Origin of the sequence: Hyphomicrobium sp. (assembly GCF_051860585.1) — a bacterium.
Classification (GTDB): Bacteria; Pseudomonadota; Alphaproteobacteria; order Rhizobiales; family Hyphomicrobiaceae; genus Hyphomicrobium_C.
The window spans coordinates 74,345-97,828 of record NZ_JBHYDS010000007.1 but is presented as its reverse complement, the minus strand read 5'-3'; the positions used below and the strand labels follow the sequence as shown (position 1 = coordinate 97,828).

The window sequence follows — 23,484 nt, the reverse complement described above, 5'->3', positions numbered from 1 at the left end:
TATGCGCTTGGTCAGGTGCCCCGCCCGCCGCACTGGTCGGGCTTCCGGGTGACGCCTGTCGAGATCGAATTGTGGCACGATCGTCCATTCCGGCTGCACGACCGCATCGTCTTCAGACGCGCCAACATCGCGGAGTCATGGGCGAAATCGCGCCTTTATCCGTGAGCGCGGCAGATCCTTGAATTCGCCGCGATGGTGCGGGACAATTGGGAAGCTCAGTGCGGCAGACAGCGGTTGCCGCCCACACGATGCGACGCATTTGTGTACCGCCGCGGTGGGAATTTAAGACCACCCACTTGCGGAATGCATGGCGTCCTGCAAGTGTGCCCCGGCAACCAGGGGGAGTCGCCTCGGCGGGCGCGCTCGACCGCGAATTTCCACGGGGGATCACTTGGCAAACGTTCTCGCGTCAGGCGCTATTGCGCCCGACACGGCGCAGCCTCAGAAGGCGCGCGACTGGATCGAAATCCTGCAACGCTACCGACATCCGGATCCGGCGCGCAGCTTCTTCGAAGTCGTCATCACGCTCGTTCCATACGTCGCCCTGTGGGCGGCGGCTTGGGCTGCGCTGTCGGTCGGCTACTGGCTGACGCTGCTCATCACCGTTCCGGCGGCCTTCTTCCTTGTCCGCCTGTTCCTCATCCAACATGACTGCGGGCACGGCGCGCTGTTCAAAAAGCGGCTGACCAATGACTGGGTCGGACGCGCGATGGGCGTCCTGACGTTCACGCCTTACGATGCCTGGAGACGCAGCCACGCCATCCATCACGCCTCGCACGGCAATCTCGACGAGCGTGGCGTGGGCGACATCGATACGCTGACGGTCCGCGAATACATGGCGCTGTCGCCGTTCCGCCGGCTCCTCTACCGCGCATACCGCAACCCGATCGTGCTGTTCGGCATCGGACCGACGCTGCTGTTCGTCGTGCAGCATCGCCTGCCGTTCAGCATGCTGCGGGGCGCGGACTGGAAGAGCTGGGCCAGCGTGATCGGCACCAACCTCGGCCTGATCGTGCTCGGCGGGGCCATGATCTGGCTCGTGGGCTGGAAAGCGTTCATGGCCGTGCAGCTGCCGATCGTCGCGATCGGCTCATCGATCGGTGTCTGGCTGTTCTACATCCAGCATCAGTTCGAAGACACGTTCTGGGAAGAGAACCCGGAATGGAACGTTCATGAGGCTGCGCTGCATGGCAGCTCGCATTACGATCTGCCGGGCTTCCTGCCCTGGCTGACCGCCAACATTGGCGTGCACCACGTCCACCATCTCTACAGCCGCATCCCGTATTACCGGCTGCCGCACGTGCTGCGCGATTTCCCCGAACTCGCGAACGTGCATCGCATCACGCTGTGGGAGAGCTTCAAGTGCGTGAAGCTCAGGCTGTGGGACGAGACCGAGCGGCGCATGGTGCCGCTGGCCGAAGTCCAGGCCTACGCCTGAGCTGGGGCGCACGTTACGAATGCAAAAACGGCCGCTGTCACCAGCGGCCGTTTTCTTTTGTCGATGATGTGTTCTTTTGCGCTCTCAGGCGCGCTCGATCGATTTGATCGGGCCGCGCGGGCGGCCGGACCGCTCGGCGATTTCGCGATCCTGCGCCTCGATGGCTTCGCGGGCCGGCTCGTCGCCGTCCAAGCCGCCGAGGACTTCGCCCGGCACCTTGCGGTTCGAGGTCTGCGAGCCGTCTTCATAGACGACATTGAAGAACACGAATTCGGCCTTGGGGTTGGGTTTCTTCCGTGCCATCGGGAACTCCTCTCAATTGCCAACGGCGACGCAGGCGGGTGCTTTCGCTCCGAGCGTTCTGCCGGTTTCTGATTGTCGCGAGAGCGGCCGCGCAAATTGCGCGGCCGCTTGCGATCACGTGGCTCGAACTCGGCTCGACTTAGACTGCGTCGCGATCGCGGGCAGCAGAGCCGGGGCGCGCGGGGCGGGCGTAGCCGCCCTGATCGCGCCGGTCGCCGTGGCCACGCGACGGGCCGCCGCGATGGCCGTTGTTCGTCTTCGCCGGTGCGTCTCCGTCACGCCGCGTCGGGCGTGCCAGGAAGCCGACATCGCGCAGGCTGCCGTCGCCGCTGGGGGTACGATCCGAGGCGTGGGCGGCACGCGGCGGACGGCGGTCGCCGCGCTCCGCGTGGTGATCGTTACGCGATTGCCCAGAACGCGGGGCATTCGCGTGGTCGCGGCGCGGCGCGGCGTCGCTATCGCGGCGCGGAGCGCCGTTGCCATTCTCCCGGCGGGGTGCGCCGGCGTGATCCTGGCGAGCAGCGCCAGCGCCTTCGTGACGTTCGGCGCGGCCTTCATTGCGCGACGCGCCTGCGCCCTCAGGGCGGCCGCGTCCGCGGTCGCCACGGGCCTGATGCTGGCCGCTGCCGCGGCGTGCTTGATCTTGGCCGCTGCCGCGGCGTGGGCCGCGCTCGTCGCGACCTTCTCCACGACCTTGGCCTTCACTGCGGCCACGTCCGTGGCGCTGGGGGACAGACGGCTGGCCATCGTTGCGATGGGCCGGGGTGCGGTCGGCGATGATCGTCGGGTCGTTGCGGCGGTCCTCGTGCGGGATCTGCTGGCGGGTCAAACGCTCGATGGCGCGAAGCTGGTCGCGTTCGTCGGCGTCGCACAGCGAGATCGCGATGCCCGACGCGCCGGCGCGCGCGGTGCGGCCGATGCGGTGGACGTAAGCTTCCGGAACTTCCGGCAGCTCGTAGTTGATGACGTGCGAGACGAGGTTGATGTCGATGCCGCGAGCGGCGATGTCGGTCGCAACCAGAACATTGATGCGCGACTGCTTGAAGTCCTCGAGGGCGATTTCACGCTGGCGCTGGCTCTTGTTGCCGTGGATCGCGGCCGCCTTCATGCCCGCGGTTTCGAGGTGACGGGCAACGCGGTCCGCGCCGCGCTTGGTGCGCGTGAAGACGAGCGTGCGGGTCATCTCGGGATTGGCCAGAAGTTCGACGAGGATCGTGCGCTTCTTGCCGGCTTCGATGTGGATGACGCGCTGGCGCACCCGGTCGGCGGTCGCGGAGACGGGCGCCACCGAGACCTTCACGGGGTTGTTCAGCATTTCGTCGGCGAGGCCCGAGATCTCGCCCGGCATGGTGGCCGAGAAGAACAGGTTCTGGCGGCGGTGGGAGAGCGTCGAGACGATGCGGCGGATCGGCTTCACGAAGCCGAGGTCGAGCATCTGGTCGGCTTCGTCGAGGACGAAGATCTCAGTGCCGGAGAGTTCGCAGCAGCGCTGATCCATCAGGTCGAGAAGACGGCCGGGAGCCGCGACCAGGACGTCGACGCCGCGCGCGAGGGCTTGGATCTGCGGGCGATGAGCGACGCCGCCGAACACGACAGCGACGGTGATGCCGAGGTGGCGGCCGTAGGCGCGGAAGCTTTCGGCAATCTGCGAAGCGAGTTCGCGGGTCGGCGAGAGCACGAGCACGCGGCAGCCCTTGCGGGGCGCGGGGCGGGGATCGGCCGCCAGTCTGTGGAGGATCGGAAGGGCGAACGCGGCGGTCTTGCCGGTGCCGGTCTGGGCGATGCCGAGGAGGTCGCGGCCTTCCATTACAGGAGGAATGGCCTTGGCCTGGATCGGCGTCGGGATCGTATAGCCCTTCTCGTCGAGGGCCTTGAGAAGGGGCTCGGCGAGGCGAAGGTCGCTAAAGGATGTCAATGGGAAGTCTTTCCGTTTGGCCGCGCGTACGCGGTTGAGCGGGCACGCGCCATCGCAATGGCACACACGGGCTCGTTGCTTGTGACGCCCCGCGTGGCCTGGGCTGTCGGTTTTGGAAGTTTTCAGGGCGCTCAACAGGGGGACGAATTAGACCTTAACGGGTCCTCTACATGTCCCTTCACGCGGCTGGAGCGCCGGAAGACGCTCGACTTTTTCGAGCGATGGCGGCTTGTCTCATGTTGCGGGTGCGAAGTCAAGGTGAAGGCGGGCCTCGCAGGGGTGACAGCAGCGTCGCAGGGCTGTGCTCTGTCGTATTTTCCGTGACCTGTGGCGCGCAAAGCGTTGCGGGAGCGACCGGCGCCGTGGAAAGTCGGCCTATGCATCCTTCCGCGTCCCAGATTGTCGGTCTCTATGAGCGTCATGCCGAGGCGTGGGATCGCGAGCGGGGCAAGGCGCTGTTCGAGCAGAGCTGGATCGACCGTTTCCGCGCTCTCGTCAGGCCCGGCGGCGCGCTTCTCGACATCGGCTGCGGCTCGGGTGAGCCGATCGCACGCTACCTGATCGAGCAGGGGCATACGGTCACCGGCGTGGACGCTTCGCCGTCGATGATCGAGGCCTGCCGAGCCCGCTTTCCCGATCACGCCTGGCTGGTCGCCGACATGCGCAGCCTCGCGCTCGACCGGCGTTTCGATGGGCTGATCGCGTGGGACAGCTTCTTCCATCTCTCGCACGACGATCAGCGTGGGATGTTTCCCGTATTCGCGGCGCATGCCGCAGAGGGCGCCGCCTTGATGTTCACCAGCGGCCCGGCGCACGGCGAGGCAATCGGCAGCTTCGAGGGCGAGGCGCTCTATCACGCCAGTCTTGCGCCGGACGCGTACGTCGCCCTCCTGTCGGAGAACGGCTTCGATGTCGTCGCGCACGTCGTCGAGGATCAGACGTGCGGCGGCCACACGGTGTGGCTCGCGAAAGCGCGAGGAATGACACGCAAAGAAAAAGCCGCCGGCTGATGCCGGCGGCTTCGGTGCCCCATCGGGCCTGATTTCCTGGATCCGTCGCTTAGGCGACCTGGATCTGACCGGCCTGCTTGCCGCGGCCCTTGCGGTCATCTTCGAGCACGAACGAGAGCTTGTCGCCCTCATAGACGCCGTTGATGCCAGCCCGCTCGAGAGCGGAAACGTGGATGAACACGTCCTTCGAACCATCTTCAGGCTGGATGAAACCAAAGCCCTTGGCGGTGTTGAAGAACTTTACGGTTCCGTTGATGCGATCCATCGAGAGTCTTCCTTCAATCAAATACGCGCAAAGAACTGCCAGTCCCGAACGGCGCGCCGTCATTCGGGGTCCCAGTCATGCAGGAATAAGGCAAACGGCCGGTGGCACGCTATCTCATTCAACTTCTTGAGGGTACGATCCACCTCGGAGCGCACCGGCATCGTGTATATGCGGGCACTCTGTGGCGAAAGCAAGGATCAAATGCCCGCTGATCTTCGGCTCAAAACGGTGATTGTCCCGCATCTCGGGCCGCCATAAGACCGCATTTTTTCCGCCCGGAATGCTCACAAAGCTGAGAAAAGTGCGCCGCGAACGTCACAGCGCGGGCGGCAAAATGCTTAACGCGGGCGATGTCCACAGAAGCGGCCCATCTCGACCCGTTCCGCTCCGTTGTTGGTTGACGGAGGGACTGTTACCAGTCGCATGATCGGCGGCGCTTCGGCGTTCGCCACGATCGGGGACGGGGAGCTGCAACATGCGGTCGATTCTTCGCAGTGCGCGCGTGTTGGGCCTTCGCAGCGCGCGGGTGCTGGGGCTTTGCAGCTTGGCCGCGGTCGCGGCAGGTTGCGGCGAGACCATCTCCGGAATGGATACCGCTTCGATCAAGCCCGCAGCCGACACGGTGACGAGCGATTTCGTGCCGGGCGTGCCGAAGGGCTATCAGTGTCCTCTGGTGCCGAACGGCTTCGATCCCGCGGGCTCGATCTACCGTCTCGAAAAAGACGGCACCTATTATCGCGTCAAGGATTTCACCACCGATCCCGCCATTCAGGCGCTCGGCGCCTTCAAACGCGAGGTGGCGATCTCGAACTACGCGCTCGCCGATACGCAGAACGCGAGCGCGGGGTTGTCCTTCGACCTGCTGAAGAAGGTGATGCCGGGTCTCACCGCGTCGGGCTCGGCCGACTACAAGAAGGCGATGACGGTCGAGATCACGGTCGAGGACATGGTGGGCGAGGTGATCGACGACAGCGTCGCTGACAAAATCGTCGACCTGTTCCGCGAGACCATGAAGCCGAAGCCGGGCAGCAAATACTTCCTCGTCCGGGAGACGGTGCGGGCGGGCACCGTGAGCTACAAGCTCAAGCAAGCGGATCTGGCGCGGCTCGGCGGCAAGGCCGAGGTGGAAAAGCTGGCTCAGGCGCAGGCCAATCTGACGGTGCGGGACGACTCGGGGCAGTTCGAGATCAAGCAGACCTTCAAGCCGGAGCGGATGGCGATCTGCATCAAGTCGGCGGAGATCCAGATCGAGGCCGGACGCGGTTCCGGCTCCGCCACGGTGGCGCTCAAGAGTGCCGACGAGACGCCTGTGCCGCAGATCCGGCGCGTGGGCGCAAACTGACATCGGTTCGTTTCGTACAGAAACCCGTGATGGTGCAGCGCGAAATTGGCCTTGCCAACCTTGCCCGGCTATCGGCGCGGGTCTATCTTCAATATCAATAACATCTGAGGAAACGCAAAACGCGAGGGTGACGCCATGAGCGATACACTAACCCGCGAGATCACAAAGCCTGATGCAAACCGCGAGATCACGAAGGCCGACGTCGACCGGTTTCTGTTCGGCAAGCATCTCACGAGCTGCGCGGTGTGCGGCCGCTTCCGGTCGCAGTGCGATCTGGACGTCCATACGTTGAGTTGCCAACGCGGGGCGACGCAGGATTGCTCCGCGAGCTCGACGCTCAATGTCTTGATGATCGTGTGCCAGAACTGCGGCGCGATCGAATTCCACGACCGGACGATCATCGGCAAGTGGCTCGATGGCCAGCGCGTCACGCCCCTGCGGTGAACGGCTCGCCGCTTTGATTTGTCCCGTTCGCAAACCCTCATCCGGCCATGGTTCGTTGGTCGAGGACCGATGACCGATACGCCTCCGATCGAGACGACACTGTTCGACCCCTATCTCACCCGCTGGAGCCTCGTTGCAGACGGCGACGACATCGTGACGCGGGCGGCGCGGCTGCTGCCGGTGCGCCAGGCGGACGAGGCGGCCATGCTCCGAATCGTGACCAACCCGGAAGCCAAAGGTGGCGACGTGCTGCTCACATGGTGGGACGGCGAGGGCGCCGTGCGTGTGCTCGAGGTCGACGGCGATGCACTTCTGCTCGAGCGCGCCGAGGGCCGCAGGTCGCTCACCGCGATGGCGCGATCCGGCCAGGACGACGAGGCAACGCAGATCATTTGCGACGTCATTGCCGAGCTTCACGCGCCGCGCGCCAAGCCGCTGCCCGACCTCATTCCGCTGCTCGATTGGTTCGCCGCGCTATGGCCGGCCGCCGAGGCGTACGGCGGCCTGCTCGCGCAGTCCGCCGAAGCCGCGCGGAGGCTGCTCGCCGGGCAGCGCGAGGTCGGAGCCCTGCATGGCGATATCCATCACGACAATATTCTCGACTTCGGTCCCGAGCGCGGGTGGCTGGCAATTGATCCCAATCGGCTCTGCGGCGACAGAGGGTTCGACTACGCCAACCTGTTCTGCAATCCGGACATCGCCGATCCCTCGGTGCCGGTTGCTGTGCTTGCGGAGCGGTTCCGGCGGCGTGTGGAGATCGTCGTCGAGCGGGCGGATCTCGAGCGCGACCGGTTGCTCAGCTGGATCCTCGCGTACAGCGGTCTTTCGGCGGCTTGGCTGCTCGGCGATGGAGACGACGCCAGCGTCGATTTCCAAATTGCCACATTGGCGGCGACCGAGCTTGCTCGCTAGAAACGCGCCGTCTGGTTTGCCCATCTTGGTCGACGTCTGCGGTCTGAGCGACAGCTCATCAGGACTGAGCGTTCAGGTTCGGTTCATCAGCAATCGTCCAACGTGGCCCAATCGAGGACTCGACTCCCCGAGGACTCGGCAGCGCCCTTTTTCATTCCGAATCACATGAAACAAGCGCTGTGCAGGCCACTTAGCTCCTCAGGGTGCGTTGCACTGAACCGACACTTATGCCGCTTGTGAAACCAATATGCGACAGATGGGTTTAGCTGGCGGAAGGCGGATCACGGAGATCCATTCAGCAGTTTCAGCAACCGGACAATTGCGCGGCCATGCGTGAAAGCCTCAAAAAAGAACGAGACCTGCGGATCGACTTTTTCCGTGGCCTGGCGCTCATCTTCATTTTCATCGATCACGTCCCCGACAACAGTTGGGCGATGGTGACGCTCAAGAATTTCGGTTTCGCCGACGCCAGCGAGGTGTTCGTTCTGCTGGCCGGCTATTCGGCCGGACTTGCGTACTGGTCGACCGCAGAGAAGGGCGGGTTCGCCGCGACGTTCCAGCGTGCCAGCAAACGGGCTGGCGAGATCTACGTCTGGCACCTCGGCGTGCTCGTCGTCTCAGCGTTGATGCTCTATTCCGCCGCGCGCCTGTTCAACAACGCGTCCTATATCAACAATATCGCCATCGCCGAACTTGCACTCGATCCGGTGCGCACGCTGGCCGAGGCCTTGGCTCTCTTCTATCAGCCCAACATGATGAACATCCTGCCGATGTACGTCGTGCTGATGCTCTGGCTGCCTGTGATCATCATGTTGCTTCGCCGCAGTGTCGCGCTTGCGCTCGGCATTTCGGTCGCGATCTGGTTCTTGTCGACGTCCACGGGCCTGAATTTCCCGACGCACCATCGCCCATCCGGCTGGTTCTTCAATCCCTTCGCCTGGCAACTTTTGTTCACGACCGGTGCGGCCGTCTCGGTGCTGGTGCGCCGCATGGAAGCCCGGCCGCGCGCCGAGATGCTGATCCCGGCGAGCGCCTATCTCGTGTTCGCCTTCATCGTCGCGGCGCCGTGGGTCATGGTGTCCTGGCTGCCGAACGATCGCATCATTCCGCGCGAGCTGCTCGGGAACATCAGCAAGAACGACCTTTCGGCTTGGCGCTTTATCCACGTTCTTGCTCTGGCCTATGTTGTCGCGGCCGTCGTGCCTAAAAATGCGGCTTGGCTCCAGCATCAGTGGGCCCAGATGGTCCAGTTGTGCGGTCGCAAGTCCCTCGAAATATTCGCGTTAGGCACACTTCTGTCATTTTTTGGTTGGATAGCCCTCACAGAGTTAGGTTCCAACCAAATGACGATGTGGGCGGTCAACGTCGCCGGCATCGCGATCATGAGTTTGACCGCATGGCAGATGTCACGACGCACATCCTCTCCCCGCGGGCCGCTTCTTTGGCCGCGTCCGCAGGGCACCGCACTCGCCACGCGGTAGGCCTGTTCCTGTCGCTGTTCGCAGTGAGCGTCCTTTGCGCACCGCCGGTCGCCGCCGGCGGTTGCACTGCGCCTGTGGACCTCATCAAGCTTCAAGCACCGCTTCCGAAGCTGCTCGCCGCGGTGCGGTCGGAAGTGCCCCTCACCATCGTCGCGCTTGGATCGTCGAGCACGTCGGGGGCGGGTGCGTCCAGTTCGGCGCACAGCTATCCCGCGCGCCTCGAGAAGGAGCTGCAAGCCGTCTGGCCCAAGAGCGGCGTGCGCGTGATCAACGCCGGCGTTGGCGGTCAGCTCGCGCGCCACATGATCGCGCGGATCGACAAGGATGTGCTGTCGCGCAAGCCGCAGCTCGTGATCTGGCAGACCGGCGTCAACGATGCCATCAAGGGTGTGCCGCTCGATAAGTTCACGGAACAGCTGCGCAATGGCATGGACCAGTTCCGCCGCGCGGGCGTGGACGTCGTGCTGATCGACCAGCAGTACTATCCGAGCTTCAAGAAGCTCAAGGATGGCCCGCTGTACATGGCGGCCATTCGCGACGTCGCGGCGCAGTACGGCGCGCCGGTGGTGCAGCGGTTCCGTATCATGCAGCATCTGATCGACAGTGCGCAGTTCACGACGGCCACGCTGCTGTCGGCCGACCAGTTCCATCTCAACGATCGTTCGTACGACTGCCTCGGCCACTTGCTGGCCCAGTCGTTGCGCTCTGCGGCGACGTTTGCCGCCGCGCCCGTCGCCACGACGCCGGTCGTCTCCCCTGCAGCTGCGACCAAGCCTCAGCCCGCTGCAGTGCAGCCGGTACCGTCGGCCCAGATGGCCGTCAGCAAGTCTCAAGCGAATATGTGAGTGTCTGGGGGCCGGGCGCTTGACGCTTGGCCTCCGTGTCATGGGGCCTTCGGGGGCTCAGGGCCTCAGCATTGCCGGGGCGCGGAATTCCGTGCCTGCTACGCCTCCGGTTGCTTGACCAGTCGCCTACCGAAACAAGCCCCGCGGGCTGGCGTCTCGGTGAAATCCTAAATTCCTGATTGATTGCCCGACCGGTCAACGCGGCGGAGCAACGCTTCGACAGCTCCGCCGTGTTTCAGGACAGTTGCGCCGGGTAGCTCAGCGCGTCCTCGGAATAGACCGCTTCGTGCCCGTCCGGGTGGTGAACCACGAGCGCTACTCTATTGCGATGCGCAAGCGCGCGGCCGAAGGCTTCCGCATGCTCGCGGATCCGGAAGCGGCCGTAAGTTTTGCTGAGGCTGAGTGCGCCAGCGGGTTGCTTCACCGTCCAACCGGCGCCGTTCAGATGCGTAACGTGCACGTCGTACAGGGCCATGGCGACCTCCAGACTGGGATTGCGTAAGCGGCACGGGGGTACCACTTCGCTCCGCGGTTCGTGGGAGCAGTCGTATTCAGATGGCTTGCTTCTGGTGTTTTCGAAGCCGTCGTGGGGGGCGCTTCGATGGGCCCATGATATCGAACGGGCCGCTTACATCAAGCATTAGTCGCTTATTTGCTTATCAAGCCTTTGACTGGTGTGCCGGCCGCTGCTTTTTCTTGTGAGAGTATTTGGACTGCGGCTTCCCCGGTGCGCCGGATTGGGTCCGAGGTTTATGGCTGTGTTCCCGGGCGCTATGCGGCTTTGCTGAGTCGGCTTTGCGTGGCCCATGGCTCGGCTTGTCGTTGCCGCGGTCGCGCCAGCGGGATTTGTCACGTTCGCGGGGCGGGGCCTCCGTCGCGCGTTCGGTTGGCGCGCGGTCCTTCGCTGCGGGGCGCGGCGCGCGGGGAGCTGCGTCGGCCGAACCGGTGTTTTCGCCTGCCTCCGGGGGGGCGCCGACGCGCGCGATGCGGCCTTCCTTCGGCCGGTTGGTGCGGACCGTGTCGGCATAGGTGTCCGCGACTTCGGCCACGACCTGGAAGCGGGTCTCGTTGTCCTGGATGCGGATGGCGCCGATTTCGGATTTGGTGACGTTGCCGGCGCGGCAGATGATCGGCAGCAGCCAACGCGGGTCGGCGTTGCGCTCACGGCCGATGCTCAAGGTAAACCAGACCATCTCGCGGCCGTCGTCGCGCAGCGGGCGCGGCGTGCGGGGCTCGCGGGGGGCGGCGCTGTCGAAGCCTTCGGCAGGGCGCGCGCGGGGCGGACGGTCGCGGCCGGCCGGGCGTTCGCGATCCGGACGCGAGAAGCGGTCCCGGCCCGGCGCTGGGCGAGCGCGGTCGTCGCGTGTCGGCGGTCCGCGGTCCTCGGCCAGGTCTTCCGGCGCAGGCAGGCGCGAGCGGTGAATGCGGACGAGGGCGAGCGCGATCTCGTCGACGCTGCGAGCCGCCTTCAAGGCTTCGACGAGGGGCGTCTCGTCGGGGGTCACGGCGTCGGTGAAGATGCTCTCGGTGAGAAAGCGCTCCTGGTCGCGGGCGCGGATCTCCTCGGCGGTGGGGGCGGTGCCCCAGGTCACCTTCAACTTCGCGCCGGCGAGAAGGACGTCCGCCTTGCGGCGGCGGTTGAAGGGAACGATGAGCGTGCAGAGGCCCTTCTTGCCGGCGCGACCGGTGCGCCCCGAGCGGTGCAGCAGCGTTTCGGCGTCGTTCGGCAGATCGGCGTGGATGACGAGCGCGAGGGCGGGCAGATCCAGTCCGCGCGCGGCGACGTCGGTTGCAACGAGCACGCGGGCGCGGCCGTCGCGAACGGCCTGGAGCGCGTGCGTGCGTTCGTTCTGGGTCAGCTCGCCCGACAGCGCGACGGCGGCAAAGCCGCGCTCGACGAGGCGGGCGTGCATGCGTTTGACGGATTCGCGGGTGGCGCAGAACACCAAGGTCGCGGCCGCCTCATGGAAGCGCAGGACGTTGACGACCGCGTTCTCGATGTCGAAGGGCGCGACGCGAATGGCGCGATATTCGATGTCGATGTGCTGCTCGTTGCCGCGCGTGGTGGCGATGCGGACGGCGTCGCGCTGATAGCGGCGGGCGAGGTTTTCGATCTCGCGCGGCATGGTGGCCGAGAACAGCAGGGTCTGGCGCGTTGGCGGAGTGGCTTCGAGGATGAACTCCAGATCCTCGCGGAAGCCGAGGTCGAGCATCTCATCGGCTTCGTCGAGCACGATCGTCTTCAGCGAGGCGAGGTCGAGGCGCTGGCGTTCGAGATGGTCGCGCAGGCGTCCGGGCGTGCCGACGACGATGTGCGCGCCTGAGGCAAGGTTGCGCGCTTCGGCGCGGGCATCCATGCCGCCAACACACGTCACAACGCGGGCGCCCGTTTCACGGTAGAGCCAGATCAACTCGCGCTGGACCTGCATGGCCAACTCGCGCGTCGGCGCGATGACGAGCGCCATGGGGGCGCGCGCCGTGGGAAGCCGTTCCTCAGTCCCGAGCAGGGTGGGCGCAAATGCCAGCCCGAACGCGACGGTCTTGCCGGAGCCGGTCTGGGCGGACACGACGAGGTCGCGACCGGCCGCGTCTGCTTCCAGCACAGCCGTCTGGACGGCCGTCGCGGAGGTGTAGCCACGTGCCGCAATGGCGCGCGCAAGCGCGGGGTGAGTGGACGGGAATGTCATGGAGCTGGATGCTTTTCAAAAGGAACGGCACGCCCCGCTCCCAGTATGGGGCGCGGGTGGAAGAGGGCTGCAAGCGCGTGATTGGGCGTGCATATATGGTTTTGCGCGCCGCCGCCAGCAGGCAGCGTCGCGCAGTCTTTGTTATCGGTTAAGGCAACCCGGCTCGGCCCTGCGTCAGGAAAGACGCTGGAACCCCACCGCGCCGACGATCGGCCTGACGGCCGGAGTTCTCGAGCGCACCGATTGGAACGCGCGGCGGGCGTGGAACTCGCAGTAAGGGCTACCATCGCGCTGGCGCTTTCCGCAGAAGTGGAAGTCGTGCTGCGTGGGATCGCCAAACGGCCAGCGGCAGTCGGAGGACAAGAGCGTCGCCACTGTCTTGCGCTCGTTCGGCGGAATGTAGAGGTCGTCTTCTGGCCGAATGGGCGTCGGCGCGCTTTTGATTTCGCTCATAGGCACACCTTAGCACGAAACGGCTGCTTTCCACGTGCGGCGCTTAATCACGCAATCGCTTGGCCGCATTCGCATAAAATTTATAGCGTCCGTAGACGTCTCAACGCATGCGGATGAATTCCGTTCAAAACGCTGCAATTGAAGCGAGATCGCGGCGCACGACCGCGCTGAGCCGTTAACTGAGGATATTGCTTCCGCTATACTTGGCGGCGAAGTTATTTGATAGATTTCGTACTTATAGCTTGGGCGTCGCATTGAGAATCTGTAGAACTACTAGTGCATCGAGGGAGACAGACATGAGAGCGACAATATTTGCTGTCTTTGTGATCGCGTTCTCAGCCAATCATGCGTACGCCGTCAGTCATGCCGTGAAAATGGCGTGCCGTGACGACTATTTCGCCCACTGCAGCATGCACTCACCCGGTAGCCAAGGGGTGAGGCAATGCATGCGCGCGGTGGGGCCGCGACTTTCGCAAGGCTGCCTCGGCGCACTTGCCGCCGCCGGCGAAATCAAGAAGTCGAAGGTCGCTTCCAAGACCCCGCTGCATGCTCAAAAACGGCATGCCGCCAAGAAGTTGAGCGCGAAGAAAACCTTCGCCACGAACGCCAGCGGCAAGAAGAAGTTCGCCAAGGCCCAGGCCGGCAAGAAACAGCTCGCGAAAGCTGCGTCTCCAAGCCCGATCAAGGCTTCTTACGACAGGCGGACGGCCAAAAATCGCTACGTGAAGCAGAAGTACGCGAAGAAGTATGCTGTCGCGCGCAGCTGAGCTTGCGCCTGCACCTGCGTGGGGTTCTTACGCAGGTGCCTTTCCTTTTGACTTGAGATTTATGGTTTACGCCAAGTTTTCGTCCATCGAAGTCTTGAAGACCCTTGTGTTTTCCCGGTCCTGTTCTCCGGCATCCCGTGCCCTGCCGCGACATATCTAGGACTTTTTCGACTGTTCTAAGGGTTCTTTAGACCCCCTGCCTTATAATGGCTCGGTTGGCTGCCTCGGTGCGGCGCTCTTTTCGGTATGGCGACGGATCGGCCGTGATACGAAGAGAAGAACCCATTCCGGCCCTTTCGGCCGGCATGTCCTACGTGATGATGACGGGGCTCCTGTTGTCGTTCGCGCTGCCGCCGCTTGCCCGTTTGCCCTCCGGATCGCTGAATGCCCCCGCGCCGACCCGCGAGGCGATCCCGCGCCCTCCGGCAACCGCTCCTTTTCCCAATTCACCGCAGCCGGCCCAAACGCCATCTGTTGCGGCCGCGCCGGTCGCCGGCAGCCCTCGTCCGGCGGTCGCCGCTTCGACCGAGCAGGGGGCAACCGGCTCAGAGACGGCCCCGCCGATCAAGGATGAGTGGCCGGCCGAGGACATCGCGCGCGCCCGGGAGCAGTGCATGCATGTGCTGTCGAGTACCTCCGCGGACATCGAATGGATGGAGCCCGTCAAGAAGGGGACTTGCGGGCTGCCGGCGCCGATCCGGCTCAAGAGCCTCGGCTCGGATCCGAAGATCGTGTTCGATCCTCCGGTCCAGGTGAATTGCCGCATGGTGGCGGCGCTGGGTGCGTGGGCGAAGTCCTCGCTGCAGCCCGAGGCCAAGCAGCGGTTCAGCAGCCAGGTGGTGCGTATCGTTGGCGCATCCGGCTATTCGTGCCGCAACATTTACAATCTGCCCAATGCGCGCCTGAGCCAGCATGCGCTGGCCAATGCGATCGATATCGGCGGCTTCGGACTCGCGAATGGGCGCGTTGTCGGTGTGCTCAAGGGCTGGGGCCTGACGGGGCGGGATATCAAAGCGCTCGCCAAAGCAAAGGCGGCCTCAGCCGCGAAGGCCAAGGCGGAGCGGGCGAAGGCCGGCGGAAAAGACGTCCAGACAGCCGATCCGAAACTTGCCGTTTCAAAAGGTGCGGATACCCGCGAGGGCAAGACGCCCGTCTCCGCCAAAGCGGCGGCGCTCTCGGCCAAAGCGGAATTGGCCGACAAGGCCGGAAAAAACGTCACGCGCGCTTCGCTCACGCCGTCGACGGCCGGATCCTCGAAAACGCTTGCTCCTTCGGACGGCGGATCTGCTAAAGAGGCCGAGCCGGCCAAGCCCACCAAGGAGGCGTTGTTCCTGCGCGCCATTCATAACGGGGCTTGCGGTCCGTTCGGCACGGTTTTGGGTCCGGAGGCGAATGACCCTCATCGGAACCACTTCCATCTCGACCTGATCCCGCGCCGCAGCCGCGGCTACTGTGAATAGCCGTCGTACCGTCGTACCGTCGTTACGTCGCGGCACGGAACGGACAACCCCCTCAGCGCGTTCCCGACCCAGGCAAGGAGCCCGCTTGTGCACGCGCGTTTCACAAAATTCGATCACTGCGTCGCTTACGCCGCGTTCGTCGCCGGGCTGGTTGGGATCGTCGTCCAGCTTGCCGGGATGCTCGCCGAGCAAGCCGTCGCGTCGGCTTCGCCGCACCTCACGCAATGGGCCAACTCGGCGCCGTCGCGAGCCGAGCAGAGGCAGATCGAGGTCGCCTCCATCGTCGAGCGTGAACTCGAGACGGCAAGCTTGGCGACGTTCGTCCCGGACGCACCCCCGCTTCCGTTGCACGTGCTTGCGGCCCAGATGGATCTGGCCGAAGTGGCAGACGTCAGGGGTGAGAAGCGCGGTCGCCGGGCGCGCCAGCCGTCGGTGGCTTCGGCGCGTCCGCAGGGCCGGTCGGCGGCCGATGTGTTCGGCCGCAACTTCGGCGTGCTGCTGATGGCGTCCCGCTGAGGCGGGTTTTAGTTCGCGGCCTTCTTATTGCGCTCGCGCTTCGCGATCTTGGCTTCACGCTTTTCGGCGTTGGTCGCCTTGCGCTGCTTGGCCTGAATGCGCTTGCGCTTCTGGTCGGACATGTTCGGCATCGGTCGCTCTCCTCGGTTGAGCGGGCCTTGTAGACCGATTGGCGCGGAAATTCAAAGCGCTGCTGATTGAGCCTCTGTCAAGCGGCCGAAATCACTTGAACAGGGACGTCAGCGAGAACGAGGAGGCCACGATCACCGGCGGCGCCTCGGCGATCTGCGGGTGGGGTTCGTCGATGTAAACGGTCAGTGCCGTGGCGCGGCCGTCCTTGATCAGCGACGCGACATAAGCCCAGCCCTTCGGCTCGAGGCCGATGCAGGCTTCCGACATCTCGCCCTTGAGCCGGACGTGGATCGCGATGTTGCCGCGCTTTTTGATGGCGGCGATGTGGGCCGGGCTGAAGCGCTCCTTGTTGGAGAGCGTCTTCAGGTAGATCGCGGCGACGTGGCGCTTGGTCTTGGGGCCCCAGGTGACGCGGTATTGCTTTTCGGCCGCGAAAGAATATTCGCCCGGCGGGAGCGGACCCACGGCACGGGCCGCGAAGCAATCAGGATCGGGATTGTTGCGGCAGATGTCGCGTCCCGAAAGACCCCACGAGATGGTTTGCCCATTGATTGCGGGATTGTCCGAGATGACGAACATCCGCCCGGTGCTGATTGTGTAGCCAAGCTTGAAGGTCCCGGCCGAGGCCGGAACCTCGCGCGCGACATCCTCGAAGGGACTGCAGATCTCGCCGCCGGTCAGTTTGCGCGGATAGCCGTTCATCTTGATCGTGACGTAATCGACGCCGTCCGCGCAATCCCACTGCGGCAGGCCCTGCTTGCCGGCCAGCGCAATAGCTGGCGGCGGAAGCTCCGGCACGGGGATCTTTGGCGCGGCCGCAATGACCGGCTTCGGAGGCTTTGCAGACTTCGGAGCAGGCGCCTCCGGAGGCGGTTCCTGGGCATCCGTGGTGGTGGTCCAGTCGACCGGCGGGGGCGGCGGTTCGCGGCGCATCTGCTCGCATTTTGCCGACAGCTTGGGGGCCTGGATCTGGATCGCGGCGAGCCGGCGGGCGACGGCGCTCTGGGCGCCCTGGTCCATATAGGCGCGGATGAGCGCGGCCTGGATCTCGATCTGCTCTTCCGAGAGATCGAAGATGCAGTCCTCGTAGATCTGGTCGCCGAGCTTGGAGAAGATGTCGGCGATGTCGTCGGCGGAGGCTGGGGAGTCCGCGGCGGCGTTCTCTGCGGCAGGTGCTACGGTGGTTGGGGCTTCTCCTGCAGGTGCGAGCGCTTCCACAGCGGGCGACTTCGCCGCGGTGTCGGGCCTCTCTGCCGAGGCGTCGGGTCTCTCCGCCGGGGGCGGTGGCGCTGGCGGCGCTTCGGCAGGCCGGAGGCGCGCGGTTTCGGCACTCACGGCGGGATGGGCGAGCGCGGGTCTCATTAAATCGGGCGCGAACTCGGGCGCGCCAGGATCGGGCGCGGCCATGTCCTGGGCGACGCTCGCATACGAAAACGCCAGCGCGCAAACGGCCAGGGCGGCCGTCGCTGCCGAGCGCGTTCTGCTCATGGGCGTCATTCGGTGCAATCGATGCCCTCGCCGGAGTTTTGGGCCAGACTCAAGCTACAGGGCCACTGTTCCGTGGCCATGTGCCCATTCTATGGCCCGACTCGGGGTGAGAGTATGGCTTCGTTTGCGCGCCTATCCTTGTTTGTGGACGAGCATTTTGGCGCGGGGCCGGCTGAGGTAGTCGGAAAACGGGATGACGCGGCCTTCGGTCTGGCCGCTCTCGTCGCGCAGCAGCGGACGCACGGCGTAGACCTTCTCGCCGGGCTCGGCATCTTCGCGGCTGCGCACGGCCGCGAGGGCTTCCTCGCGATCGGCAATGCGCACGTTGATGAACTCCGACGTGGTGAGGTCGGAATCGCAGAATTGGGGACGCACTTGGATGCGCCATCCGGTGATAGCACTCATGATCGATCTCGCGTCTGAGGGGTGGGCTTTGACGGGACCCTCCCAGGTTCTGGCCCGCTACGCCAGAGCATCCGCTGCTAACCGTGAACGCCGGCGCGCGGCTGCAACCTTATGGTTAGGTTGATGGCCCGATTGACGGGCATTTACCGCGTTAACCGTGTTTCGGTGCGCCACCCGGCCGCAGATGCGTTAACCACGCGTGTCGTGCTCGTTGGTGGGCGGACGGCCGTGCAGAGGTGGAACGGGGCGCACCTCCGACGCGTTGAAAACCAACTCCCGACGATCGTTTCAATTGGGAGCCGACTTCACTTCAGGGTCAACCAGGGAGATCAAACAATGATGCTGAGAACAGCGCTGGGATCATTCGCGGCCGGCCTTGCGATGGCGCTGGCTTCGAGCGCGGCCTTCGCCGATGCCGATTGTCCAGCTGCCGCGAAGGACACGTGGATGCCCGAAGTGGCGATGAAACAGAAGATCGCTGACATGGGCTATACGCACGACGTCTTCAAGGTCTCGGGCAACTGCTACGAGATCTACGGAAAGAACAAGGACGGCAAGGAGGTCGAGGTCTACTTCAATCCGGTCGACGGCTCGATCGTGAAGGAAGAAGTGGAAGGCAAGGACTGACGCTCCCTCCATCGGATCGGTTTTCGTAAGACCCCCGGCTTAACGGCTGGGGGTTTTCGTATTGTGTGCGTCGCGGGGAACTGCGGGGGCCGGGCCACTCGTGTACCATCTGATTTTCGGATGCGCCGTCCGGAGTAACCTTGCGGGCGTCCCGAGAGGAGGCGTGTGATGGGGTTTCAAGTCGGAAAACTGCTGGCCGGTCTCGCCGCCGGCGTGCTTACGGTGTTCCTGGTCGATCGCTTTCTGCTGCCCGGCACGCTTGTGCACGGCATCATCGGTGTCGTTGTCGCGGTCGCAGTGCTCGCGGTTACGAACCGCGAGGCCTGAGCGATCAGTGATCGCGGCGGACGCCGGACACACCGGCGCGGGACGTGTCGCACGACGTGACGCGTATCAGCGTCGGCCTGTCCTTCAACTTGCTGTCACGGTCGATGGATGCGCTACGCTTAATGAGCAATGAAATGTTGTCCTGAATTTAGATCCAAACAATTTGAATGAATTGCCAGCCGGCATTTTAAGCCGGGACCCGTATCTTCTCGTTGCGGACGATGGGGGCGGATATGGCGAAATCGGTTTGGAGTAACGAGAAGGTCTTGGCCCAACTCGACTCTGGGTTTCATTGGTCGGGCGGCTCGCTCACCTATAGCTTCCCAACCAATGCCAGCGGCTTCGCTGGCGGTGAAGCGGCAGGATTTTCTCAGCTGAACGCCTCCCAGCAGGTGGCCGCGACTTCGGCGTTGGAGATGTGGGATAGCCTCGTTGCGCCGAATTTCGCCCTGGCCGCCGGCAGCGCCGCCAATATCAAACTCGCCAATACCACAACCAATATCCAGTACGCGCATGCCTACTTCCCCGGGCAATCCAATATCGCGGGATCGGTGTGGTTCAATTCAAATTATGGCGCCAACTCCGGGACCAACAATGTCGTCGATCCCGTGATCGGCGAGTACGGATTTCAAACGTTCGTTCATGAGATCGGCCATGCGCTCGGTCTCAACCACCCCGGCAAGTACAACGGCGGCGCACCGACCTACGAGAAGAACGCTCTCTTCCAGCAGGACTCTCACCAGTATACGATCATGTCGTATTTCGGCGCCGAGAAGACAGGCGCCGACTGGGTCGCGAGCGACGGCAAGCGATACTTCGCGCAAACGCCGATGCTGTACGACATCATGGCCGTGCAGAGCATGTACGGCGTCGAAACCACGACGCGGGCGGGCGACACGACGTATGGTTACGGCTCCACCGCGGGCAACATCGTCTTCGATTTCAGCCAGAACCTGCACCCTGTCCTGTGCATCTTCGACAGCGCCGGCACCGACACGATCAATCTGTCGGGCTCCAACTATGCGTGTGTCATCGATCTCAACCCGGGGGCGTTCTCCAATTCGGACATGATGACCTCGAACATTTCCATCGCATTCACTGCATGGATCGAGAACGCCATCGGCACCGCGCAGAACGATATCCTCAAAGGAAACGCCATCGGCAACGTGCTGTCGGGGCTGGCCGGCAATGACACGCTGATCGGCGGAGCGGGCGCCGACACGCTGTATGGCGGCGCCGACAACGACACGCTTGACGGCGGCACAGGTGCAGACACGCTCGTCGGTGGCTCCGGTAACGATACTTATATGGCCGATGACGCCGGAGACGTGGTCACGGAAGCGGCGAACGGCGGCTCGGACACGGTGCTGGCGTCGCTCGCGACCTACACGCTTGCCGATAACGTCGAGACCCTGACCTACACTGGAAAAGGGTCTTTCACCGGCTACGGCAATGCCGGTGACAACACCATAACCGGAGGCACGAGCAATCAGCTCTTTGGCTTGGCGGGTGCCGACCTCCTCATCGGGGGCAAGGGCAACGACCTGCTCAACGGCGGATCGGGCGCAGATGTGATGCAGGGCGGGCTGGGAAATGACGTCTATGTCGTCGACCATGTTTCCGACATTGTGACCGAAGCGGTCAAGGGCGGCACGGACACCGTGCAGGCGGATCTCGGCAGCTTCACGCTCGGAACCGGGTGCGAGAATTTGACGTACATCGGAGTCGGCGCGTTTGACGGCACGGGCAATGCCGTCGCCAACACGATGATTGGTGGCGGGCAGAACGATACGCTGCGGGGATTGGCCGGTAACGACGTGCTGCACGGCAATGCGGGCAACGACCTCCTCGATGGCGGCGCGGGCATCGACAAGATGTTCGGCGGGGCGGGTGACGACAGCTATGTCGTCGATGTGTCCGGCGACAAGGTTACGGAGCTCGCGAATGCCGGCACCGATACCGTGCTGACATCGCTCAAAACCTACACCCTCGGCGCCAATGTCGAAAATCTCACGTTCACCGGACTTGTGGCCTTCAAAGGCACCGGTAACGCTCTCGACAATGCCATCACGGGCGGGGCCGGCAACGACACCCTGACAGGAAACGCCGGGGCCGACACCCTCAATGGCGGCGGCGGAGACGACATCCTGATCGGCGGCGCAGGGGCTGATGTGCTCACGGGCGGCTCAGGCGCGGATGTGTTTCGCTTCGGCGCGCTCAACGAAAGCAACACCGTCTTCTCCGATACGATCACGGATTTCGATGTCAGCGCCGACTTGATCGATCTCAAGCTCCTGGATGCGAGCAGCAAGACGGCGGGGAACCAGGCCTTCAAGTATATCGGTGACACGAACTTCACGGGCATTGCCGGCCAGCTCAGTTTCTCCAACGGCGTGCTGAGCGCGGACGTTAACGGCGATACGTATGCGGACTTCACCGTCTTCCTGCAGAATGTCGCGAACCTGAATGCGGCGCATTTTTTCCTGTGAACCACGTCCGGCATCCCACAAACCGCCGAGCGTAGTCGGGTAGTCGCGGAGATCGCGCCGCAATATAGCTTCGCGCATGTCGGATCCTGGTCCCGTCGACCGTCTTACTCATACAGCGGGTATCCTGGCGGGTGTTACGTCCGTCGTCAGGATCCGCCGCATGTGAGACAATCGAAGGAGCGAGCCCATGTCCGGCCCTACGAAAACGAAATCGAAACCTGCCACACCGCCTCATAACGCCAACAATACCGTGCGCCTGCACCGTGTTTTCGCGACCAAGCCCGAGAAGGTCTACCGCGCCTTCCTTAACGCCGACGGGTTGGCGAAATGGCTGCCGCCCCATGGCTTCACCTGCCACGTCGAGCACATGGACGCGAAGGCCGGCGGCACGTTCAAAATGTCGTTCACGAACTTCACGACGGGAAATTCCCATTCCTTCGGCGGCGAGTATCTCGAACTCGTTCCAAACGAGCTGATCCGCTACACCGATACATTCGACGATCCGAATTTGCCGGGCGTGATGCATGTGACGGTCAAGCTCAAGGCCGTATCTTGCGGCACGGAGATCGATATCGAACAGTCCGGCATTCCCGCCGTCATCCCGGTCGAGCAGTGCTATCTCGGCTGGCAGCAATCGTTGATGCAGCTCGCCCTGCTGGTTGAGCCTGACATATCCGAGTGACGCGGGCGCAAATCTATTTGCCGACTTTGGCGAGCCACGCTTCCGCTTCCTCGAGCGTGAAGGAAAACTCGGCTCCCGCGATGCCGGAGTTCGCGCGCGAACCCTGGGCCTTGTTGACAAGGGCGAAGCGGCCGTGATGCGGTCCTTTGCCGACCTTCTCCAAGGTGTAACCCTTGCCTTGAGCCATGCGGGTCACCTGCTTTTCGTGGGTGTTGGTCATGGGCTCGTCCTCCGTCTTCGTACCTTAGTGCAATTCGCCGCGGGAAGCATCGGGCCAGTCGCGGCCGCTTTCCTGTTGCATTCCGTGCCGTCCGTATTAATGCGTTGACGGAGTGCCTGCGGGTGGCACGGGGGCGGGACGTTCGATGGAGAACAGGGTCGGCGCGGTCGCCAACACGGCGATGCTGGTCTATGCGGCCGGGCATCTCGATGCGTTCATGGAGATGCTGACCGACGACATCGTGTATGCGCTCTACCTCGACGAGGCGGTGGTGACGTTCGCGGGTGAGACGCAGGGCAAGGCGGCCTTTCGCGAGCGGATCGCGCAGATGCATCAGGCGTTCGAGTATGTGCTGTACCGGCCGCTGGGGGTGCACGTGCTGGGCGATGTCGTGCACGGCCAGGTCGAGTTCATGTACCGCCATCGGGTGACGCAGGAGATGCTGACCGGGCGCTTCCGGCTGGTGGTGACGGTGGCGGGCGAGCGGCTGTCGCGGATCGAGGAGTACCACGACGCCGAGCGCGTCAAGGCGTTCATGCGGTTGGTCGGCAGCGCCGAGCCGGACTGAGGCGCGGGCAGCAGGCAACCGGCAGCCGGCAGCAAAGTGGGCGTCGAAGACGTAAGGCGGCAATGCACGTGACACGCTGGCGATGACGAAGGGGGCTCACATGATCATCCGACTGTCCAAGGTTCTGCTTGCCGCTTCGGCTGGCGTCTTTGCGCTGCTGGTCGGCATCGACAACCTGCTCGATTACGGCACCAATCTCGTGTTCGTCGAGCACGTGCTCTCGATGGACACGACGTTTGCGGATTCGGCGCTGCGCTGGCGGGCGATCACCGCGCCGTGGCTGCATCATGCGGCCTACTGGCTGATCATTGCAGCCGAGCTCGTGACGGGCGCGCTTTGCCTTGCCGGCGCGTGGCGGCTGTTCGGGCTGAGGGCGGCATCGGCCGCTCGCTTCCACGCGGGCAAGGATCTGGCCGTCGCCGGGCTCGTGTGCGGCTTCCTGCTCTATTTTCTCGGCTTCCTCGTCGTCGGTGGCGAGTGGTTCAAGATGTGGCAGTCGCAGACGTGGAACGCGCAGGCGGCCGCCTTCCGCTTCGCCGCGTGCTTCGCGCTGGTGCTGATCTTCGTTGTGCTGCGGGATGAGGAGCGGGAGTAGGCAGCAGGCAGCAGGCAGCAGGCAGTGAGGCAGTAGGCAGTGAGGCAGTAGGCAGTGAGGCAGTAGGCAGTGAGGCAGTAGGCAGTGAGGCAGTAGGCAGTGAGGCAGTAGGC

General features: G+C 64.0%; 27 protein-coding genes. 17 read left to right on the top strand and 10 right to left on the bottom strand.

All coding sequences use genetic code 11. From position 1 onward, the window contains the following. A partial coding sequence (locus ACTIFK_RS12625; protein WP_439543568.1) for a pyridoxine 5'-phosphate oxidase C-terminal domain-containing protein occupies nucleotides 1–165 on the top strand: 165 nt, incomplete at its 5' end. A 226-nt stretch (nucleotides 166–391) separates the two neighbouring features. Further along, a complete protein-coding gene (locus ACTIFK_RS12620; RefSeq protein WP_439543426.1) occupies nucleotides 392–1,438 on the top strand; it encodes a fatty acid desaturase in 1,047 nt (348 codons plus the stop codon). An 84-nt stretch (nucleotides 1,439–1,522) separates the two neighbouring features. Here ACTIFK_RS12620 and ACTIFK_RS12615 read toward each other — a convergent pair whose 3' ends face one another. Together ACTIFK_RS12615 and ACTIFK_RS12610 are read right to left on the bottom strand one after the other, a co-directional pair. Then, nucleotides 1,523–1,741, bottom strand: coding sequence for a hypothetical protein (locus ACTIFK_RS12615; RefSeq protein WP_439543425.1), 219 nt, complete (start codon nucleotides 1,739–1,741; stop codon nucleotides 1,523–1,525). A gap of 139 nt (nucleotides 1,742–1,880) precedes the next feature. Further along, complete coding sequence (locus tag ACTIFK_RS12610) at nucleotides 1,881–3,656, bottom strand: DEAD/DEAH box helicase (protein ID WP_439543424.1); 1,776 nt, start codon at nucleotides 3,654–3,656, stop codon at nucleotides 1,881–1,883. A gap of 377 nt (nucleotides 3,657–4,033) precedes the next feature. On the opposite strand from ACTIFK_RS12610, the gene ACTIFK_RS12605 reads away from it, so the two are divergent. Continuing rightward, complete coding sequence (locus ACTIFK_RS12605; RefSeq protein WP_439543423.1) at nucleotides 4,034–4,666, top strand: class I SAM-dependent DNA methyltransferase; 633 nt, start codon at nucleotides 4,034–4,036, stop codon at nucleotides 4,664–4,666. Between the two features lie 49 nt (nucleotides 4,667–4,715). Here the strand turns inward: ACTIFK_RS12605 and ACTIFK_RS12600 are convergent, their stop codons facing one another. Beyond that, a complete protein-coding gene (locus tag ACTIFK_RS12600) occupies nucleotides 4,716–4,931 on the bottom strand; it encodes a cold-shock protein (protein WP_439543422.1) in 216 nt (71 codons plus the stop codon). 475 nt (nucleotides 4,932–5,406) lie between these two features. Here ACTIFK_RS12600 and ACTIFK_RS12595 point away from each other — a divergent pair, with 475 nt between their 5' ends. The 5 genes from ACTIFK_RS12595 to ACTIFK_RS12575 all read left to right on the top strand — a co-directional run bounded on the left by ACTIFK_RS12595 (nucleotide 5,407) and on the right by ACTIFK_RS12575 (nucleotide 9,955). After that, entirely contained in the window at nucleotides 5,407–6,273 is an 867-nt protein-coding gene (locus tag ACTIFK_RS12595; RefSeq protein ID WP_439543421.1) for a hypothetical protein, read from the top strand. Between the two features lie 135 nt (nucleotides 6,274–6,408). Beyond that, on the top strand, nucleotides 6,409–6,717 hold the full coding sequence (locus tag ACTIFK_RS12590; RefSeq protein ID WP_439543420.1) for a hypothetical protein: 309 nt from the start codon (nucleotides 6,409–6,411) through the stop codon (nucleotides 6,715–6,717). A gap of 99 nt (nucleotides 6,718–6,816) precedes the next feature. Next, nucleotides 6,817–7,629, top strand: a complete 813-nt coding sequence (locus tag ACTIFK_RS12585; protein ID WP_439543567.1) for an aminoglycoside phosphotransferase family protein — start codon at nucleotides 6,817–6,819, stop codon at nucleotides 7,627–7,629. A gap of 329 nt (nucleotides 7,630–7,958) precedes the next feature. Continuing rightward, entirely contained in the window at nucleotides 7,959–9,110 is a 1,152-nt protein-coding gene (locus ACTIFK_RS12580; protein ID WP_439543419.1) for an OpgC family protein, read from the top strand. Further along, nucleotides 9,026–9,955, top strand: coding sequence for an SGNH/GDSL hydrolase family protein (locus ACTIFK_RS12575; RefSeq protein ID WP_439543418.1), 930 nt, complete (start codon nucleotides 9,026–9,028; stop codon nucleotides 9,953–9,955). The genes ACTIFK_RS12580 and ACTIFK_RS12575 overlap by 85 nt, the downstream gene beginning before the upstream one ends. 235 nt (nucleotides 9,956–10,190) lie before the next feature. On the opposite strand, the gene ACTIFK_RS12570 is transcribed toward ACTIFK_RS12575, so the two are convergent. The 3 genes from ACTIFK_RS12570 to ACTIFK_RS12560 form a co-directional block, all read right to left on the bottom strand. Further along, nucleotides 10,191–10,430: a DUF2188 domain-containing protein gene (locus ACTIFK_RS12570; protein WP_439543417.1), complete on the bottom strand. Its 240-nt coding sequence runs from the start codon at nucleotides 10,428–10,430 to the stop codon at nucleotides 10,191–10,193. A gap of 184 nt (nucleotides 10,431–10,614) precedes the next feature. Further along, nucleotides 10,615–12,642, bottom strand: a complete 2,028-nt coding sequence (locus ACTIFK_RS12565) for a DEAD/DEAH box helicase (RefSeq protein ID WP_439543416.1) — start codon at nucleotides 12,640–12,642, stop codon at nucleotides 10,615–10,617. A 174-nt stretch (nucleotides 12,643–12,816) separates the two neighbouring features. Next, a complete protein-coding gene (locus ACTIFK_RS12560; RefSeq protein ID WP_439543415.1) occupies nucleotides 12,817–13,095 on the bottom strand; it encodes a GcrA family cell cycle regulator in 279 nt (92 codons plus the stop codon). 296 nt (nucleotides 13,096–13,391) lie between these two features. Between ACTIFK_RS12560 and ACTIFK_RS12555 the strand changes: the two genes are divergently transcribed. The 3 genes from ACTIFK_RS12555 (at nucleotide 13,392) to ACTIFK_RS12545 (ending at nucleotide 15,838) form a co-directional block, all read left to right on the top strand. Further along, nucleotides 13,392–13,862, top strand: coding sequence for a hypothetical protein (locus ACTIFK_RS12555; protein ID WP_439543414.1), 471 nt, complete (start codon nucleotides 13,392–13,394; stop codon nucleotides 13,860–13,862). A 263-nt stretch (nucleotides 13,863–14,125) separates the two neighbouring features. Then, nucleotides 14,126–15,322, top strand: a complete 1,197-nt coding sequence (locus ACTIFK_RS12550) for an extensin family protein (protein ID WP_439543413.1) — start codon at nucleotides 14,126–14,128, stop codon at nucleotides 15,320–15,322. A gap of 87 nt (nucleotides 15,323–15,409) precedes the next feature. Further along, nucleotides 15,410–15,838 (top strand): hypothetical protein, encoded by a 429-nt coding sequence (locus ACTIFK_RS12545; protein WP_439543412.1) that lies wholly within the window; start codon nucleotides 15,410–15,412, stop codon nucleotides 15,836–15,838. 8 nt (nucleotides 15,839–15,846) lie between these two features. Here ACTIFK_RS12545 and ACTIFK_RS12540 read toward each other — a convergent pair whose 3' ends face one another. The 3 genes from ACTIFK_RS12540 to ACTIFK_RS12530 form a co-directional block, all read right to left on the bottom strand. Next, nucleotides 15,847–15,969, bottom strand: a complete 123-nt coding sequence (locus ACTIFK_RS12540) for a hypothetical protein (RefSeq protein WP_439543411.1) — start codon at nucleotides 15,967–15,969, stop codon at nucleotides 15,847–15,849. A gap of 91 nt (nucleotides 15,970–16,060) precedes the next feature. Next, nucleotides 16,061–17,458: a DUF2778 domain-containing protein gene (locus tag ACTIFK_RS12535; RefSeq protein WP_439543410.1), complete on the bottom strand. Its 1,398-nt coding sequence runs from the start codon at nucleotides 17,456–17,458 to the stop codon at nucleotides 16,061–16,063. A 132-nt stretch (nucleotides 17,459–17,590) separates the two neighbouring features. After that, nucleotides 17,591–17,863, bottom strand: a complete 273-nt coding sequence (locus tag ACTIFK_RS12530; protein ID WP_439543409.1) for a hypothetical protein — start codon at nucleotides 17,861–17,863, stop codon at nucleotides 17,591–17,593. 339 nt (nucleotides 17,864–18,202) lie between these two features. Between ACTIFK_RS12530 and ACTIFK_RS12525 the strand changes: the two genes are divergently transcribed. From ACTIFK_RS12525 to ACTIFK_RS12510, 4 genes are all read left to right on the top strand, one after another. Continuing rightward, nucleotides 18,203–18,490: a PepSY domain-containing protein gene (locus tag ACTIFK_RS12525; RefSeq protein WP_439543566.1), complete on the top strand. Its 288-nt coding sequence runs from the start codon at nucleotides 18,203–18,205 to the stop codon at nucleotides 18,488–18,490. A gap of 168 nt (nucleotides 18,491–18,658) precedes the next feature. Beyond that, nucleotides 18,659–18,817, top strand: a complete 159-nt coding sequence (locus tag ACTIFK_RS12520) for a hypothetical protein (protein WP_439543408.1) — start codon at nucleotides 18,659–18,661, stop codon at nucleotides 18,815–18,817. Between the two features lie 233 nt (nucleotides 18,818–19,050). Further along, entirely contained in the window at nucleotides 19,051–21,306 is a 2,256-nt protein-coding gene (locus ACTIFK_RS12515; RefSeq protein ID WP_439543407.1) for a M10 family metallopeptidase C-terminal domain-containing protein, read from the top strand. A gap of 187 nt (nucleotides 21,307–21,493) precedes the next feature. Further along, nucleotides 21,494–21,988, top strand: coding sequence for an SRPBCC family protein (locus tag ACTIFK_RS12510; protein ID WP_439543406.1), 495 nt, complete (start codon nucleotides 21,494–21,496; stop codon nucleotides 21,986–21,988). A 13-nt stretch (nucleotides 21,989–22,001) separates the two neighbouring features. On the opposite strand, the gene ACTIFK_RS12505 is transcribed toward ACTIFK_RS12510, so the two are convergent. Continuing rightward, nucleotides 22,002–22,208 (bottom strand): hypothetical protein, encoded by a 207-nt coding sequence (locus tag ACTIFK_RS12505; protein WP_439543405.1) that lies wholly within the window; start codon nucleotides 22,206–22,208, stop codon nucleotides 22,002–22,004. 145 nt (nucleotides 22,209–22,353) lie between these two features. Between ACTIFK_RS12505 and ACTIFK_RS12500 the strand changes: the two genes are divergently transcribed. Both ACTIFK_RS12500 and ACTIFK_RS12495 read left to right on the top strand, forming a co-directional pair. Next, complete coding sequence (locus ACTIFK_RS12500; protein ID WP_439543404.1) at nucleotides 22,354–22,776, top strand: nuclear transport factor 2 family protein; 423 nt, start codon at nucleotides 22,354–22,356, stop codon at nucleotides 22,774–22,776. A 100-nt stretch (nucleotides 22,777–22,876) separates the two neighbouring features. After that, entirely contained in the window at nucleotides 22,877–23,371 is a 495-nt protein-coding gene (locus ACTIFK_RS12495; protein WP_439543403.1) for a DUF2165 family protein, read from the top strand. Nucleotides 23,372–23,484 lie beyond the last annotated feature (113 nt).